The following is a 13,237-nucleotide window of genomic DNA, read 5'->3' on the forward strand; positions in this document are numbered from 1 at the left end:
CTGTCCTTTAGTTTACATATGATTGCTTCCAGCCGTCAATTCACTTAACTGTGATGGCTGATTTTATTTTCTCAAATGATTTTTCGCCGATTCCCGAGACATTTGTAATGTCTTCAACGGCTTGAAATTTTCCGTTTTCTTCACGATAAGCTATTATAGCTTCTGCTTTTGACGGACCGACCCCGGAAATAGCCTGCAGTTCCTCTAATGACGCTGTATTGATATTAATCAAAGCCTCTTTTCCTGCTCCGTTTTGCACAGAAGCAGTTGCGGCAGCGCTTTGTGTTGGCTCTTCCCCCTCACTCGGAATGTACACGACAGTGCCGTCCTGCAGGAGTTCAGCTAAATTTACTTGTTTTTCATCAGCCTCCGAATTAATGCCTCCCGCTTTTTCGATAGCCTGTGAAACTCTGTCTCCTGTTTTCAATTCGTAAACACCCGGATGTTTGACAGCGCCTTTAATATCAATGATAATTTTTTCTCCGTCAGCATCACCTTTTGATTCTTGCTGCTGAACTTGTGTGCCCGCCGTGTCAGGCGACGCTGTGATTTGCTGAACAGGCTCCTGCTTCTTTGCGCCGGGAAAATTAATCAGGATGACGATGAAGATGACAGCAGCACCTGCCGTTAAGATTATTTTTTTGTGCTGGTAAAACCAATTCATTTTTTCAAGGTCACCGCTTTCGTCATATTTTTATTTCTCACTGAATATCGTTTAGAGGATAAAGGCTGAAGGAGGGGAGAATATTGAAAATTGGCTTTATCGGCACCGGAAATATGGGCACAATCCTTATCGAGTCGTTCATCGAATCAAAAGCTGCCAATCCCTCAACTATTACAATTACAAACAGAACGATTGAAAAAGCGTTAAAGATAAAAAACCGCTACAGCAATATCCAGGTAACTGAAAGTCTTGAAAAGATTGTGACGGAAAATGAAATGATTTTCATTTGTGTAAAACCGCTGGATATATACCCTTTACTTGCCCGGCTTGCTCCTTATATAAGAAAAGACCAGATTCTGATTTCGATTACGAGTCCGGTTCAAACCGAACAGCTTGAGCAGGTGGTACCATGCCAAGTGGCGCGGGTTATTCCGAGTATTACAAACAGGGCTTTAGCGGGCGTTTCACTGGTCACTTTCGGAAAAAGCTGCCAGGAAGATGCGAAAACAAAAATCAACGGGCTTATGAGATGTATTTCCAAGCCGCTGGAAATTGAAAGTGACATTACAAGGGTGGCTTCTGATATCGTAAGCTGCGGGCCTGCATTTATGAGTTATCTTATACAGCAATTTATTGAAGCGGCAGTCTCAGAGACGTCCGTTTCTAAACAGGACGCTATTCTTATGTCAAAAGAAATGCTGGTGGGACTCGGAAAACTGCTGGAAAGCGAATTGTATACTCTTCCTGCATTACAGGAAAAAGTTTGCGTAAAAGGCGGCGTTACGGGAGAAGGAATCAAAGCGCTGGAAAGCGGTGTGCAGGATATGTTCAACCGAGTGTTTCAAAATACACATATTAAGTATGAAGAGGATATTTCTGCGGTGAAGGATCAATTCGTGTAATGGGAGTATGCCATAGCATGCAGAAGTCCGCAACTTCAGAAAATGGCATTTTAAAAACCATCGTTTTGATTAAACGATGGTTTTTAGTTTCTGCGCGGAGAAGAATAACCGTTCAGACTGCGATGAAGGCGGCAGGTTTGAAAAATCAGCCGTCACCTTTTCCAGTTTGAAACCTGTATCCTCTAACATTTGCTCATATTCATTGATGTGGAAGGTTCTTTGCTCATGAGTCTCATCAAACCGGTCATAAGCTTCTCCGTTCCACACAAAAAACGACATGTCATGCACGACAGACAGTTCTTCGCCGCCGGCAAAGCTTTGCCAGATACAGCTGATTTCTTCGTCTTGATCCGCATATGTGCTGTCCGGGAAGATTTCAGCCATTTTATAAGGCGAATGAACATCAAACAGCAAAATGCCGTCAGGCTTCAGTACTCGAAAAACGCTTTTAAACGTTTTTATGACATCATTTTTGTTTTTTAAATAATTCAGGGAATCACAGCAGATCACAACAGCATCAAACTGCCCGTCATATCCCTCAAGCTCTCTCATGTCCTGCTGAAGAAAAAGAATCGGCTGTTTGCCTGCCGCTTTTTGTTGGGCATATGACAGCATTTCTTCACTGATATCAATTCCAGTGACTTCCCAGCCTTTTTCAGCAAGCCGGATTGAGATTTCTCCGGTGCCGCACGCAAGATCAAGGACCCGCCCTTTTTGAGGGAGAGAAGCTTCAATCCAGTCTGTCCACTCATCGTACGGCGCGTGTGACATTAATTCGTCATACACGCTGGCGAAGCCTTGATAAATCATGAGTTCATTCCGAATTCAAGGTCTGCAAGAGGCGCGTCTCCCCAGAGCTTTTCTAAATTGTAATAGCCTCTTTCTTCTTTATGGAAGACATGGACAATAACATCTCCAAGGTCAACTAAAATCCATCTTGCCTCGTCGAACCCTTCCATTTTTTTCACGTCTATTCCGTTTTCTTCGGCCTGATCTTTGATTTCGCGCGCAATAGCCTGAACCTGTTTATCTGAATTACCGTGGCAGATCAGGAAATAATCCGCTACAAGCGAGATTCCCTCCATATCTAATGCTAAAATATCTTCTGCTCGTTTATCATCACAGGCAGTTGCTGCAATTTTTAAAATGGAAGCTTGATTCATCCACACATTCCTCCTATCAATTTGCAGACACCAGCGAGTTATACGTCGCAAACGTGTCTGGGAAAACCGGTTGATTTTTTTTCATAAGAAATATCATTGTATTTTTGAGAGACTGAATCAGCGCCTGATTCAAATCTGTTTCGGCAAGCTCCCGGACGTCATCGACGCCGGGAAATTTCCGTCCGGGTTCTATATAATCTGCTACATAGATGACTTTGTCCAGAAGCGTCATGTCTGGACGGCCTGAGGTATGAAACCTGATCGCATCAAGAACTTCCCCGTCTGTGATACCGGCTTCTTTCTCCGCCAAATAAGCCCCGACCGGAGCATGCCATAGCTCAGAATTATATGATAACAGGTGCTCAGGCATATTTTCTCTTATGATGATCTGCTTCATTTCTTCTTTTGGGCGAAATTTCGCATAATCATGAAAGATAGCCGCCGTCTCTGCCTTTTTGCTGTCCGCCCCGAAGCGCTCAGCAAGTTCAATCGCTGTATTCATGACGCCTATCGTGTGTATATATCTGTGTTCGGTCAACTGCTGCTTGACGCAGGCAAGCGCCTCCTCACGATTCATATAAACCATTCTCCTCTACATACTTCTTCACTTCATCAGGGATTAAGTAGTCAGTGGGCTTCTTGCTTTTAAACCGTTCCCTAATCATAGTTGATGATACCTCAAATTCCGGAACGTCTGCAAAGAGAAGCGGATATGGGGTTTCGATATGAAAACCGGGACGCTTCACTCCGATAAATTGAATGAGCTTCAGGAGCTCGTCCAGCTTATACCATTTTGGCAAAAACTCTATCATGTCGGCGCCAATAATGAAGTAGAGCTGCTCATTCGGATAACGGTCTTTTAATAAGCGAACGGTATCGAAGGTATAAGAAGGGCCTTCCCTTTCCATTTCAGCCAGCTGCAGTTTAAAGCAGGGATTTGACCTGATTGCGAGCTTCAGCATTTCAACCCGATGGATGCTGGCTGTATAGTCTGCATCCTGTTTGTGGGGCGGAATTTGATTCGGCATGAACCATATTTCGTCCAGTCCCGCCTGATGCAATACCTCGTTTGCCATCAATAGATGACCGTTATGCGGAGGGTCGAACGTTCCTCCGAAGATTCCTATTTTCTTCATCTCAACCACCTTTACGGAAGCTCGATTTGTTTATTTTCCTTTGATTCTTTATATAAGACAATGGTATTGCCGATCGTTTGAACCAAATGCGCTCGGCTTCCTTTAACAAGCGCCTTTGCTACCTCGTCTTTATCTTGCTCGCAATTTTGAAGCACACTGACTTTAATCAGCTCTCTCGCTTCAAGCGCTTCAGAAATTTGTTTAATCATGTTGTCATTAACTCCGCCTTTTCCTACTTGAAAGATTGGCGTCAAATGGTGCGCTTTAGAGCGCAATACTCGTTTTTGTTTTCCTGTTAACATTCTTTTCCTCCTAATTTTGCTTCTACTATTGCTCTCATTTTATCAATATCCGGTTCTTGTCCCGTCCATAACTGGAATGAGAGGGCAGCCTGTTCAACAAACATACCGACACCATCCAGCGTTCTCAGACCTTTTTGCTCTGCTTGTTTTAAGAGAGCAGTCCGGATCGGATTGTAGACGATATCACATACAATAGCGCTGTTTGCGGCATGCTGTAAAGAAATCGGCACTGCATCTATGTCCGGATACATGCCAATAGATGTAGTATGGATTATGACATCATATCGCTCAAGATTCTCTTCTGCTTCCTTTATTGTCAGCACTTGCTTATTTTGAAAAGAGGGACTGGATTGGATAAGCTGTTCCGCTTTCTCCAATGTCCGGTTGCAGATGTCGAACCGTTTCGGATTCTCACGGACAATGGTGGTAAAAATCGCTCTCGCCGCTCCGCCGGCACCGATCATCAATATAGAGAGATCTCGGACAGGCTTGTCTAATATTTTCCTCAAAGACTTAACAAAGCCTTCTCCGTCAGTATTATAACCGACAAGCATGTCACCTTCTGTTCTGACGGTGTTCACGGCTCCAAGCACCTTTGCGCTCTCATCAATATGATCCAGATGCTCCATGATTGCAACCTTATGAGGGACTGTCACGTTTATTCCGATCATGCCAAGCGCCTTCATTCCTTTGACCGCGTCTTTCAGATTGTCGTTTTCCACCTGGAATGCGTGATAATGTCCGTCTAAGCCCAGGTCCTTCAACGCTGCGTTATGAATATCAGGCGACATAGAATGTCCGATTGGATTTCCGATTACTCCGTATAGCTGCTTCATTCTCCCTCTCCCCTTTTTTATTAAATTAACGAGCGGCGAACAAATACGTGTACGCCTTTTGGCGCGTAAGCCGTAATTTTTTTCTCTGCTTCCTGCACCGTTACCCAGCCTAATCCCGAGAAAACGATATCGGTTTTCGGTTCCTTGATCGTAAATGTATGGGCTGTTAATTCCGGGAACTCGTCCATATCATCCTTTCCGGGCGGGGTAAGTAATTCCCCGGCGTGCTTTTCATAAAGAGCATCCGCATTCTCCAGCTTTGTTCTGTGAATCAGTAGATCATTCGGCATGTAGCAGACAAATGCAGACCTAGCGCCTGACACATAATCGAATCTGGCAAGTCCGCCGAAATACAGCGTTTGCTGATCATTTAGCTGGAAGGTCCGCGGCTTCAATTCTTTTTTGGGTGTAAGCACTTTTAAGTCCCGTTTATTCACGTAATGCGCCATTTGATGGCGGTTGATAATTCCCGGCGTATCATAAAGCGCTGAGCCGTCATCAAGCGGAATCTCAATGGCGTCAAGCGTTGTGCCAGGGAATTGAGATGTGGTGATAATATTCTCTTCTCCAGAAACTTCTTTAATGATGCGGTTGATAAACGTTGATTTCCCCACATTTGTACAGCCGACAACATAAACGTCTCTTCCTTGGCGATAATGCTCAATAGCATCAATGACTTCTTTGATGCCTTGACCGCGGCTTGCGCTGACCAAAAAAACATCCAGCGGTTTCAGGCCGTATTCCTTCGCTTCCCGTTTCATCCACTGAATCAGCCGTTCTCTTTTTAATGATTTAGGGAGAATATCAGCTTTGTTTCCTACTAATAAAATCGGGTTTCCTCCGACGAGCCGGCTCAATCCGTTAATCCAGCTGCCGTTAAAATCAAAGATATCGACAATCTTCACAATGAGAGAGTCGGTTTCTCCTATTCCGTGCAGAATGTTTAAAAAATCATCATCCGTTAATGAAACATCTTGAATTTCGTTATAATTTTTCAGTCTGAAGCAGCGCTGGCAGATCACATTTTCTTTAGTGAGCGATGCCGGCGGCGCGTAGCCCAGACCATTATTGTCCTCGGTTTGGATCGTTACTCCGCAGCCGATGCAAACAACCTTTTCCATTCCTTACTCCTCCCACTGAATGTGCCCTTTTCGTTTTAAGGCACTCAGTATTCTGCGTTCGACCTGGCGGTTAAAGCGCGTAACCATTCCGTCAGAAGAGGCGACAGGAACAACCAGAATCGTATGATAGCCGTTTCTGTTCCCGCCGAGCACATCCGTAAGCAGCTGATCGCCGATAACGACACAATCCTCTTTTTTAAGCTCCATGTTGCGGACGGCTCTGTTAAAAGCTTTTCCCATGGGTTTTCTCGCCTTATAGATAAATGGAATTCCAAGCGGTTCCGAGAAAAGTTTTACTCTTCTTTCATTATTATTGGAGACAATCGTCACTTTAATGCCGTGCTCCTTCATTTCCTCAAACCATTCTATCAAACGCGGCGTCGCATTGGGTCTGTCCCATTCAACGAGCGTATTATCAAGGTCCGTGATAATTCCTTTAACATTGCGTTCTTTTAATTTTTCAGGCGTAATATGAAAAATATTTTTCACAAATTCGTCAGGTAAAAAAAACTTTTTTAACAAAACCCGCACCCTTCCTTTTCTTTCTATCTCCATCATTGTTGTCAAAAATGATCGAAACTTGTATGTAAAGACAAGCTGAGCAAAAAAATTTCGACAAAAATTGGGTTTCTTCACCAGGTGTGGATAAAATTACACACACTATCCACTCTTGTAACATCACTCTTTAGACAGATTATAAACATGATACTCACAAGTTATCCACTTTTTGGTGTGGATAACAGAACGATTGTTCTTATTTATATTTCATGGTAGATTAAAGATAACCTCAACCTAAGATGAACGCAACCTGCTATTTTATGCTCCTCGCAAATAAATAATTCCAACTTTTAAGGAGGTGCCGATCCCATTAATTGGGTGCCAAGCATGAGAAAGCTGTCTGATGAATTATTAATAGAATCCTATTTCAAAGCAAATGAAATGAATTTAAACCGTGACTTTATCGAGTTAATTGAAAACGAAATAAAAAGAAGATCGCTCGGACATATTATTTCCGTATCTTCTTAATAGAAATTCTTCTATTTAATCCGGGCGTGTTTCCTTTTTTTACTCAGATGACTGATATTATATCACTACATTTACGCGCTTTACTACTACTTTCAGCAAAAAACACCCCTAATGAAGAGGTGTTTAAGCGGGCTCACAGTCATATTGTTATCCAATACCGGCTGCCCAGCACCAAAAGTACGACAAGCAAAACAACGAAAAAAGCGTAACCGTATCCCACACTTACGTTATGCGGCGGACCGTAAACAGGATACGGAAAACCGCAGCACATTTGAACCGCCTCCTTCAAGAGATTCAATAACAGCCTATGAAAGAGAATCAGATTGGTTTAGGCAGCTGTCCGTCTTACTGCTGCAATACCCGCCCATCTTTTATTCCTTCAAATATGATTCTTGCACCTTTAGGCGTCATATGATTCCCGGAAGGATCGATCAAGCCTGATTGAATAAGCGCCTCATCCGTCTCATTACCGCCCTCGGCCTTTATGAAGTTTTTCCAGTTGTCTACCAGCGGCACATTCAGATTTTTAGCGACTTCTCTTGTGATATCATTGTATGAGTTGTGCCATTTTCGCGCACCGCCTTTGGATTGAAACACAGAAGATTTATAACGGGAATAATAAAAGAGATGATGTTTTCCGTTGCCTTCAATAATCGGTATACACGTCATCAAAATAGGTTTTATTTTATGTTTTCTGCTTTCCTCTATAAAATAAGTCAGGTTTTCTTTAAAGCGTGTTTTTGATACTCTTGGCTTTCCCTGTGCCAAAATCGCAGCATCATTAGTGCCGAACATAATAAATACATATTCGGGCTTTTGATCTAACACGTCACTTTCAAATCGCAAACGCGCATCTTCGGTCGTTTGTCCGCCTATTCCCGCATTGAGAATGTCAAGGTTTCCCCGTTCAGCTGTTTTCAGTATGTCCACCCATTGCTGCGCTTTTGGATAATCACGATAATTCCAATTAGAGCCGCGTGTATTACTATCTCCAAATGCCACAACATCTTCGTACCCTCTTCCTTCACATCCCGCTGTTACTAGGACCAAAAGGAAAAGGATGCAAAAAATTTGCTTCATATCTTCACCCCCAAAAGCCACACTTCATATGGTACACCTCTCTCATTCTGCTTTCAACGCAAGAACTCTTTATACTGTTATTGGATATGTACCGGGTTAAAACTCTTCCCTAACAAGTCGGACACTTTCACAAATTCATATCCCTTATTTTTGAGCTGGGGTATGATTTCTTTAATGGCTTTAACCGTCTGGCCCCTGTTGCCGCCGCCATCATGGAGAAGGATGATATCGCCCCCCTTGGCGTTGCTGACGACATGGTTTACAATTTTCGTTTTTCCGGGTTTAGCCCAATCCTTGGGATCTTGGTTCCATGACCACATAACAATTTGATAGCCTTCTTCTAAAAGAGTCTGAAACGCGGTTTCATTAAGTGATCCTCCCGGCGGGCGAAACAGTTTATGCTGATTCGGCTGCAGCGCATCAATTTCTGCCGATGCACTGTCCAACTCATTATTTATTTCCTCTTTATCTAAATGGTCAAAAAATACATGATTCATTGTATGATTGCCGATTTCATGCCCTTGTTGTATGATCCGTTTAGCGATCGAGGGGTATTTGTCTAACCGGCTTCCGATACAAAAAAACGTCGCCTTTACTCCGTTCTCTTCTAATACATCTAAAATTGCCTCTGTATATACAGGGTGAGGCCCGTCGTCAAATGTTAATGAAAGCTTCTTTTTTTCTGATCTCATATCCCAAAAAGCATTTCCGCTCTTTTCAATGTCAAGTCTCTTCAGCATTTTTGCTTCACTTGAATCAGGTGTCAAAAGGAAAAACACGCAACATAATAGAGCGAACAGGTGTAATCGTTTCAAATTCCCACCTCCAAAAAACTCTATTGTTAACCTGTCCCCTTTTTCAAAAAACATTCGGTTATATCCAGAGTAAAAAGCCTCATTCACTTAAGAAACTGACTCCATCTGTCAGAGGGAGTATTGCGCTTACTCCCAATAATGTTTCATTAAAGAGACAGACCACTCCGGCTGCTTTACTTCACCTCTGGGGAGAAATTCCTTCATTACAGGCTTCACGTCAAGAACCGGCGTTCCTTTTATAGCGTCCAGCCCCTTTACTGTAATAGTCTTTCCGCTAAGCTCCACCAGTTCGACAGTTGTAACTCCTAATTTATTCGGTCTGTTTTTCCCTCTCTGTGCAAATATCCCGATCTCCGGGAAGGCTTTGTTGTTTCTCGGATGCCTCGCTTTATATGTAATTTTTTCATCTGATACACCATGGAAATAAAAGATAATATCCACATGTGAAAACTCTTCTATTCCCTGCCACGCTGTGTCAGTTCCATGAATTAGCTCTATTACTGATATAACGGAACCCCAATGGTCATCGGTTATATTATGAATACTGTTTTGGACATATGCTATAGGGTTTAATTTTATTTCCATTGTTTCACCGCTTCCTATTATTCTTTGGTTTACGTTGGACGGCAAAAAGCAGTCAAGTTATACTATCCTAGATGCTATAGATGGCGGAGATTGCTTGCTCCTGACATCAGCACAAGTGGTAGGAGTGAATATTGATATGCTCAAAAAGACTTTTAGCATTTTAGTGATTATCGGAATAATTGCGATCGGCTTTTTTCATAAAGAAGCTTGGTTAGATGTCATAAAAGAAGGTGGAATGGTTTCCATTCTATTTAGTGTGATGCTTATTGCGGCGGATGTTTTTTTCCCTATCGTGCCGTTTGCATTGATTGCCGCTTTAAATGGCGCTGTGTTCGGAATCGCAAATGGCGTATGGATCACACTGTCAGGATCGATGCTAGGCACCGTGATGTTGTTTTTTCTGGCCAGATACAGCTTTAGAGATTGGGCAAGAAAAAAAGTAAATGCCTATCCGGCAATTCAAGGATATGAAGCTTCCTTTAATAAAAATGCCTTTACCGCCGTGTTATTAGGAAGGCTCATTCCTGTTATCCCTTCTCTTGTCATGAACATTGTCTGCGGGCTGAGTGAAGTGCGATGGGGCGTCTTTTTCACCGCTTCATTACTAGGAAAAATCCCCAACATTCTCGTTGTCACTATAGCCGGAGCCAATTTCACCAGCAACAAATTAATGTCTTTCGGCATTTACGGGGCGTACATTCTGATTCTTATGTTCATCATTTATAAAAAGTTCCCTCATCTTTTGAAAATGTCAAAAAAATAAAATGATACTTGCCGCCTCCCAGATTACTGTTTTTTGCGGTCCGCTTATAAATTTCCCTGTACAGACACAAACAACCCGCCCCCCACATACATTTACATATAGGCTTTTGCCTACATACTTTTGTGGAGGTGTCGATGGTGACAGGTGTTTTTACAGCGCTCGGTTTTGTCGTTAAAGAGCTTGTCTTTTTAGTATCTTACGTGAAAAACAATGCCTTTCCACAACCGCTCTCAAGCAGTGAGGAGAAAAAATACTTAGAACTGATGGCCAAAGGGGATGAGCACGCAAGGAACATGCTGATTGAGCATAACCTTCGCTTGGTTGCCCATATTGTGAAAAAGTTCGAGAATACAGGAGAAGACGCTGAGGATCTCATTTCCATCGGAACGATCGGGCTCATTAAAGGGATTGAAAGCTATTCCGCCGGAAAAGGCACAAAGCTTGCAACGTATGCCGCGCGGTGTATCGAAAATGAAATCCTCATGCACCTGCGAGCATTGAAAAAAACGAAAAAAGATGTTTCTCTTCATGATCCAATCGGCCAGGATAAAGAAGGGAATGAAATAAGCCTGATAGACGTCCTCAAATCAGAGAGCGAAGATGTGATTGATACGATTCAGCTTAATATGGAACTTGAGAAAGTAAAAAAATACATCGACATTTTAGATGATCGTGAAAAAGAAGTCATCGTCGGCCGGTTCGGTCTGGATTTAAAAAAAGAAAAGACGCAGCGGGAAATCGCGAAGGAGCTGGGGATTTCCCGCAGTTATGTGTCACGGATTGAGAAACGGGCGCTGATGAAAATGTTTCATGAGTTTTACAGGGCGGAGAAGGAAAAGCGGAAGAAAGCGAAGGGGAAATGATGTAGAAGAGGCCGGATCTAATATTCCGGCTTTCTCTAGTTCATTAAAGTTTCTTTTAAAAGAAATATAGGAAAGTGTTATTAAAAACATTTTTTGTCATCGATGATAAACTCTCCGAGAAAGTCGGTCAGGATCGTAACAAATGACTTGCTTATAAGTCCTTTACTTGCACCCTCCCTCAAGCGATTCAAAGCCGGACGTTCTAAAAGCTCTCCAGAAAATCCTTCATCGGCATACTTCAGCACATCCTTAGTCCCTGCTTTCTTTATCAGGCCTCGATCTGGCTGTCGATGCTTGACCCCTTGATCGCTTGTTCCTCGGTCGATACCCTACATATATCGCCATCATTCTTTAAGCCAATATGTTTTATTACTTACTGTTCTCCCTCTTCATGGGAGGCAGCTAGCAAGTAATCTGACTCCATTTTCAATTTCTTCAATTGATAATCCACCAAATCCCAACATGATATAGGAATCACCTTCGGGGTTTGGATGAAGCCAAAACCTTGACGGAGAATAAACTTTGACACCTTTTTGGAAACCAGCTTCGATCAACTCGTAGGCTGCTACGCCTTTTAGTTTCAATAAGATATGTAAGCCTGACTTTTCTCCAACAATTTTTACTTGAGTGCCCATATACTGTTCAATGCTCCTTAACAGAGTCTGATGTTTTCTTTGATAAATCTTGCGCATTCTTCGTATATGCCTCTCGAATTCACCGGATTGCATAAACAGGGCCATAGCCCTCTGAATAATAGGAGAGGCAGATTGTTTGTAAGCTGCGAACTTTCGTGAATATTGAATCATTAGAGAAGATGGAAATACAATATAACTTAATCGGGCTGAAGGTAGAAATGATTTAGAAAATGTACCTAAATAAATAACCCTTTCCTCTTCATCCAAGGATTTCAGTGAAGGAATCGGCTGTCCCCTGTATCGAAACTCGCTGTCATAATCATCCTCAATAATGTATCCCCCAGTTTGATAAGCCCATTTTAGTAAACGCATTCTTTTCGATATGGACATAATCATACCAAATGGAAATTGGTGAGAAGGCGTTAAATACGCGGCTTTTGCCTTGCTCATTTGAATATGCTCCATTGACAATCCGTCCTTCTCAAGAGGCACTGGTTCAATTTGGCATCCTTGGTCTTTTAAGACTGATCGAACTCCACTGTAACCGGGTTCTTCCATGGCCACGGTTTTTTCCTGGAGTGCTAAAAGACGGCAGATTAACGCCATGGAGGCTTGTGTTCCGGCCGTTACAAGAATCTGTTCTGGTGTAGAGCGTACACCTCTGGATTGCAGTAGATAGTTTGAAATCTCTCTCCTCAATGCAAAGTCACCCTGATTTTCCCCATAATGAAATACTTGATCAACTGCGTCTGACAGACATTTTTTCCACTGCTTCAAGGGAAACTTGTCAAGATCGATGTTTCCATATTTAAAATCCACAAGGACCTCGTTCGATTGTTTACTTTCCAACCTAATAGGATGTTCCACTACAATCGGGTGTAGTAAAGGTTTCTCAATCTCAGCTACCCATATTCCACTTTTAGGGACACTTTCTAGGTATCCCTCTGATTGTAGCTGCTGATATGCTGTCTCAATCGTGTTTCGGCTAACCTTTAAATGAGCCGTTAGCTGACGAATTGATGGCATCTTCATTCCTGGTAAGAGCCTACCTTCCTCAATTTCATTCTTAATCCAATGATACAATTGACTATATAACGGCTCAGACGACTCCCTATGTAAAAATGGGGTAATTTCCACTGTTAACCCTCCATCTGTCCCTATTGTTTTTTTAAATTTTGTCACTTTTATTAGGTACAGAAATTCTCTAAAATGATTTTATCATTTATAAAGAAAGTTGGGATAAAAAATGCATAAGATCCGCCAAGAAATTTAATATGTACAGATAATAAGAGGATTGATTTTACTCAAGATACGATCGGATAAATTGTTTGGATTATTCTTGAACT

18 protein-coding genes and 1 pseudogene are annotated in these 13,237 nt (G+C 42.3%); 4 read left to right on the forward strand and 15 right to left on the reverse strand.

All coding sequences use genetic code 11. From position 1 onward, the window contains the following. Positions 1 to 40 precede the first annotated feature (40 nt). A complete protein-coding gene (locus AAHT65_RS20215) occupies positions 41 to 664 on the reverse strand; it encodes a helix-hairpin-helix domain-containing protein (protein WP_343310722.1) in 624 nt (207 codons plus the stop codon). Between the two features lie 83 nt (positions 665 to 747). Here AAHT65_RS20215 and comER point away from each other — a divergent pair, with 83 nt between their 5' ends. Continuing rightward, the gene (gene comER / locus AAHT65_RS20220; protein WP_343310723.1) at positions 748 to 1,566 is read left to right on the forward strand and encodes a late competence protein ComER; all 819 of its coding nucleotides are present in this window, start codon (positions 748 to 750) and stop codon (positions 1,564 to 1,566) included. 69 nt (positions 1,567 to 1,635) lie between these two features. On the opposite strand, the gene AAHT65_RS20225 is transcribed toward comER, so the two are convergent. Genes AAHT65_RS20225 through AAHT65_RS20260 form a run of 8 tightly spaced genes read right to left on the reverse strand, consistent with a single transcriptional unit; the run spans position 1,636 to position 6,646 of the window. Continuing rightward, the gene (locus AAHT65_RS20225) at positions 1,636 to 2,376 is read right to left on the reverse strand and encodes a class I SAM-dependent methyltransferase (protein WP_003325388.1); all 741 of its coding nucleotides are present in this window, start codon (positions 2,374 to 2,376) and stop codon (positions 1,636 to 1,638) included. After that, a complete protein-coding gene (gene rsfS, locus AAHT65_RS20230; RefSeq protein ID WP_003325387.1) occupies positions 2,373 to 2,729 on the reverse strand; it encodes a ribosome silencing factor in 357 nt (118 codons plus the stop codon). The genes AAHT65_RS20225 and rsfS overlap by 4 nt, the downstream gene beginning before the upstream one ends. Before the next feature lie 16 nt (positions 2,730 to 2,745). Beyond that, positions 2,746 to 3,306, reverse strand: coding sequence for a bis(5'-nucleosyl)-tetraphosphatase (symmetrical) YqeK (gene yqeK / locus AAHT65_RS20235; protein ID WP_088117608.1), 561 nt, complete (start codon positions 3,304 to 3,306; stop codon positions 2,746 to 2,748). Further along, a complete protein-coding gene (locus tag AAHT65_RS20240; RefSeq protein WP_003325385.1) occupies positions 3,296 to 3,865 on the reverse strand; it encodes a nicotinate-nucleotide adenylyltransferase in 570 nt (189 codons plus the stop codon). The genes yqeK and AAHT65_RS20240 overlap by 11 nt, the downstream gene beginning before the upstream one ends. An 11-nt stretch (positions 3,866 to 3,876) precedes the next feature. Then, positions 3,877 to 4,167, reverse strand: a complete 291-nt coding sequence (gene yhbY / locus AAHT65_RS20245) for a ribosome assembly RNA-binding protein YhbY (protein ID WP_003325384.1) — start codon at positions 4,165 to 4,167, stop codon at positions 3,877 to 3,879. Then, on the reverse strand, positions 4,161 to 5,003 hold the full coding sequence (gene aroE, locus AAHT65_RS20250; protein WP_061572764.1) for a shikimate dehydrogenase: 843 nt from the start codon (positions 5,001 to 5,003) through the stop codon (positions 4,161 to 4,163). Before aroE ends, yhbY begins: the two co-directional genes overlap by 7 nt. 20 nt (positions 5,004 to 5,023) lie before the next feature. Beyond that, positions 5,024 to 6,124, reverse strand: coding sequence for a ribosome biogenesis GTPase YqeH (yqeH, locus tag AAHT65_RS20255; RefSeq protein ID WP_010789261.1), 1,101 nt, complete (start codon positions 6,122 to 6,124; stop codon positions 5,024 to 5,026). 3 nt (positions 6,125 to 6,127) lie between these two features. Then, a complete protein-coding gene (locus AAHT65_RS20260; protein ID WP_003325381.1) occupies positions 6,128 to 6,646 on the reverse strand; it encodes a YqeG family HAD IIIA-type phosphatase in 519 nt (172 codons plus the stop codon). Between the two features lie 363 nt (positions 6,647 to 7,009). Here AAHT65_RS20260 and AAHT65_RS20265 point away from each other — a divergent pair, with 363 nt between their 5' ends. Next, entirely contained in the window at positions 7,010 to 7,150 is a 141-nt protein-coding gene (locus AAHT65_RS20265) for a sporulation histidine kinase inhibitor Sda (RefSeq protein ID WP_003325380.1), read from the forward strand. Positions 7,151 to 7,289: 139 nt separating this feature from the next. Here the strand turns inward: AAHT65_RS20265 and AAHT65_RS20270 are convergent, their stop codons facing one another. The 4 genes from AAHT65_RS20270 to AAHT65_RS20285 all read right to left on the reverse strand — a co-directional run bounded on the left by AAHT65_RS20270 (position 7,290) and on the right by AAHT65_RS20285 (position 9,630). Beyond that, positions 7,290 to 7,421, reverse strand: a complete 132-nt coding sequence (locus AAHT65_RS20270; protein WP_343310724.1) for a hypothetical protein — start codon at positions 7,419 to 7,421, stop codon at positions 7,290 to 7,292. 74 nt (positions 7,422 to 7,495) lie between these two features. After that, the gene (locus tag AAHT65_RS20275) at positions 7,496 to 8,230 is read right to left on the reverse strand and encodes an SGNH/GDSL hydrolase family protein (RefSeq protein WP_343310725.1); all 735 of its coding nucleotides are present in this window, start codon (positions 8,228 to 8,230) and stop codon (positions 7,496 to 7,498) included. Positions 8,231 to 8,307: 77 nt separating this feature from the next. Further along, complete coding sequence (locus AAHT65_RS20280; protein ID WP_343310726.1) at positions 8,308 to 9,045, reverse strand: polysaccharide deacetylase family protein; 738 nt, start codon at positions 9,043 to 9,045, stop codon at positions 8,308 to 8,310. A gap of 126 nt (positions 9,046 to 9,171) precedes the next feature. Next, entirely contained in the window at positions 9,172 to 9,630 is a 459-nt protein-coding gene (locus tag AAHT65_RS20285; protein ID WP_343310727.1) for an SAM-dependent methyltransferase, read from the reverse strand. A 136-nt stretch (positions 9,631 to 9,766) separates the two neighbouring features. On the opposite strand from AAHT65_RS20285, the gene AAHT65_RS20290 reads away from it, so the two are divergent. Both AAHT65_RS20290 and sigK read left to right on the forward strand, forming a co-directional pair. Then, entirely contained in the window at positions 9,767 to 10,393 is a 627-nt protein-coding gene (locus tag AAHT65_RS20290) for a TVP38/TMEM64 family protein (protein WP_063638571.1), read from the forward strand. Between the two features lie 134 nt (positions 10,394 to 10,527). Beyond that, on the forward strand, positions 10,528 to 11,256 hold the full coding sequence (sigK, locus tag AAHT65_RS20295; RefSeq protein ID WP_174522092.1) for an RNA polymerase sporulation sigma factor SigK: 729 nt from the start codon (positions 10,528 to 10,530) through the stop codon (positions 11,254 to 11,256). A gap of 99 nt (positions 11,257 to 11,355) precedes the next feature. On the opposite strand, the pseudogene AAHT65_RS21730 reads toward sigK, so the two are convergent. Next, positions 11,356 to 11,604 (reverse strand): annotated as a pseudogene (locus AAHT65_RS21730) (recombinase family protein); the annotation flags it as partial. A 41-nt stretch (positions 11,605 to 11,645) separates the two neighbouring features. Further along, entirely contained in the window at positions 11,646 to 13,028 is a 1,383-nt protein-coding gene (locus AAHT65_RS20305) for a PLP-dependent aminotransferase family protein (RefSeq protein WP_343310728.1), read from the reverse strand. Positions 13,029 to 13,237 lie beyond the last annotated feature (209 nt).

It is taken from the genome of Bacillus atrophaeus, assembly GCF_039519175.1.
GTDB classification, from domain to species: domain Bacteria; phylum Bacillota; class Bacilli; order Bacillales; family Bacillaceae; genus Bacillus; species Bacillus atrophaeus.

Excerpts from the sequence above, each read along its gene's own strand:
- yqeH (WP_010789261.1), bottom strand. The coding sequence starts at position 6,124 with ATGGAAAAGGTTGTTTGCATCGGCTGCGGAGTAACGATCCAAACCGAG.
- rsfS (WP_003325387.1), bottom strand. The coding sequence starts at position 2,729 with ATGAATCAAGCTTCCATTTTAAAAATTGCAGCAACTGCCTGTGATGAT.
- yqeK (WP_088117608.1), bottom strand. The coding sequence starts at position 3,306 with ATGAATCGTGAGGAGGCGCTTGCCTGCGTCAAGCAGCAGTTGACCGAA.
- AAHT65_RS20265 (WP_003325380.1), top strand. The coding sequence starts at position 7,010 with ATGAGAAAGCTGTCTGATGAATTATTAATAGAATCCTATTTCAAAGCA.
- aroE (WP_061572764.1), bottom strand. The coding sequence starts at position 5,003 with ATGAAGCAGCTATACGGAGTAATCGGAAATCCAATCGGACATTCTATG.
- AAHT65_RS20290 (WP_063638571.1), top strand. The coding sequence starts at position 9,767 with ATGCTCAAAAAGACTTTTAGCATTTTAGTGATTATCGGAATAATTGCG.
- AAHT65_RS20240 (WP_003325385.1), bottom strand. The coding sequence starts at position 3,865 with ATGAAGAAAATAGGAATCTTCGGAGGAACGTTCGACCCTCCGCATAAC.
- AAHT65_RS20225 (WP_003325388.1), bottom strand. The coding sequence starts at position 2,376 with ATGATTTATCAAGGCTTCGCCAGCGTGTATGACGAATTAATGTCACAC.
- yhbY (WP_003325384.1), bottom strand. The coding sequence starts at position 4,167 with ATGTTAACAGGAAAACAAAAACGAGTATTGCGCTCTAAAGCGCACCAT.
- AAHT65_RS20215 (WP_343310722.1), bottom strand. The coding sequence starts at position 664 with ATGAATTGGTTTTACCAGCACAAAAAAATAATCTTAACGGCAGGTGCT.
- AAHT65_RS20270 (WP_343310724.1), bottom strand. The coding sequence starts at position 7,421 with ATGTGCTGCGGTTTTCCGTATCCTGTTTACGGTCCGCCGCATAACGTA.
- AAHT65_RS20285 (WP_343310727.1), bottom strand. The coding sequence starts at position 9,630 with ATGGAAATAAAATTAAACCCTATAGCATATGTCCAAAACAGTATTCAT.
- sigK (WP_174522092.1), top strand. The coding sequence starts at position 10,528 with ATGGTGACAGGTGTTTTTACAGCGCTCGGTTTTGTCGTTAAAGAGCTT.
- AAHT65_RS20275 (WP_343310725.1), bottom strand. The coding sequence starts at position 8,230 with ATGAAGCAAATTTTTTGCATCCTTTTCCTTTTGGTCCTAGTAACAGCG.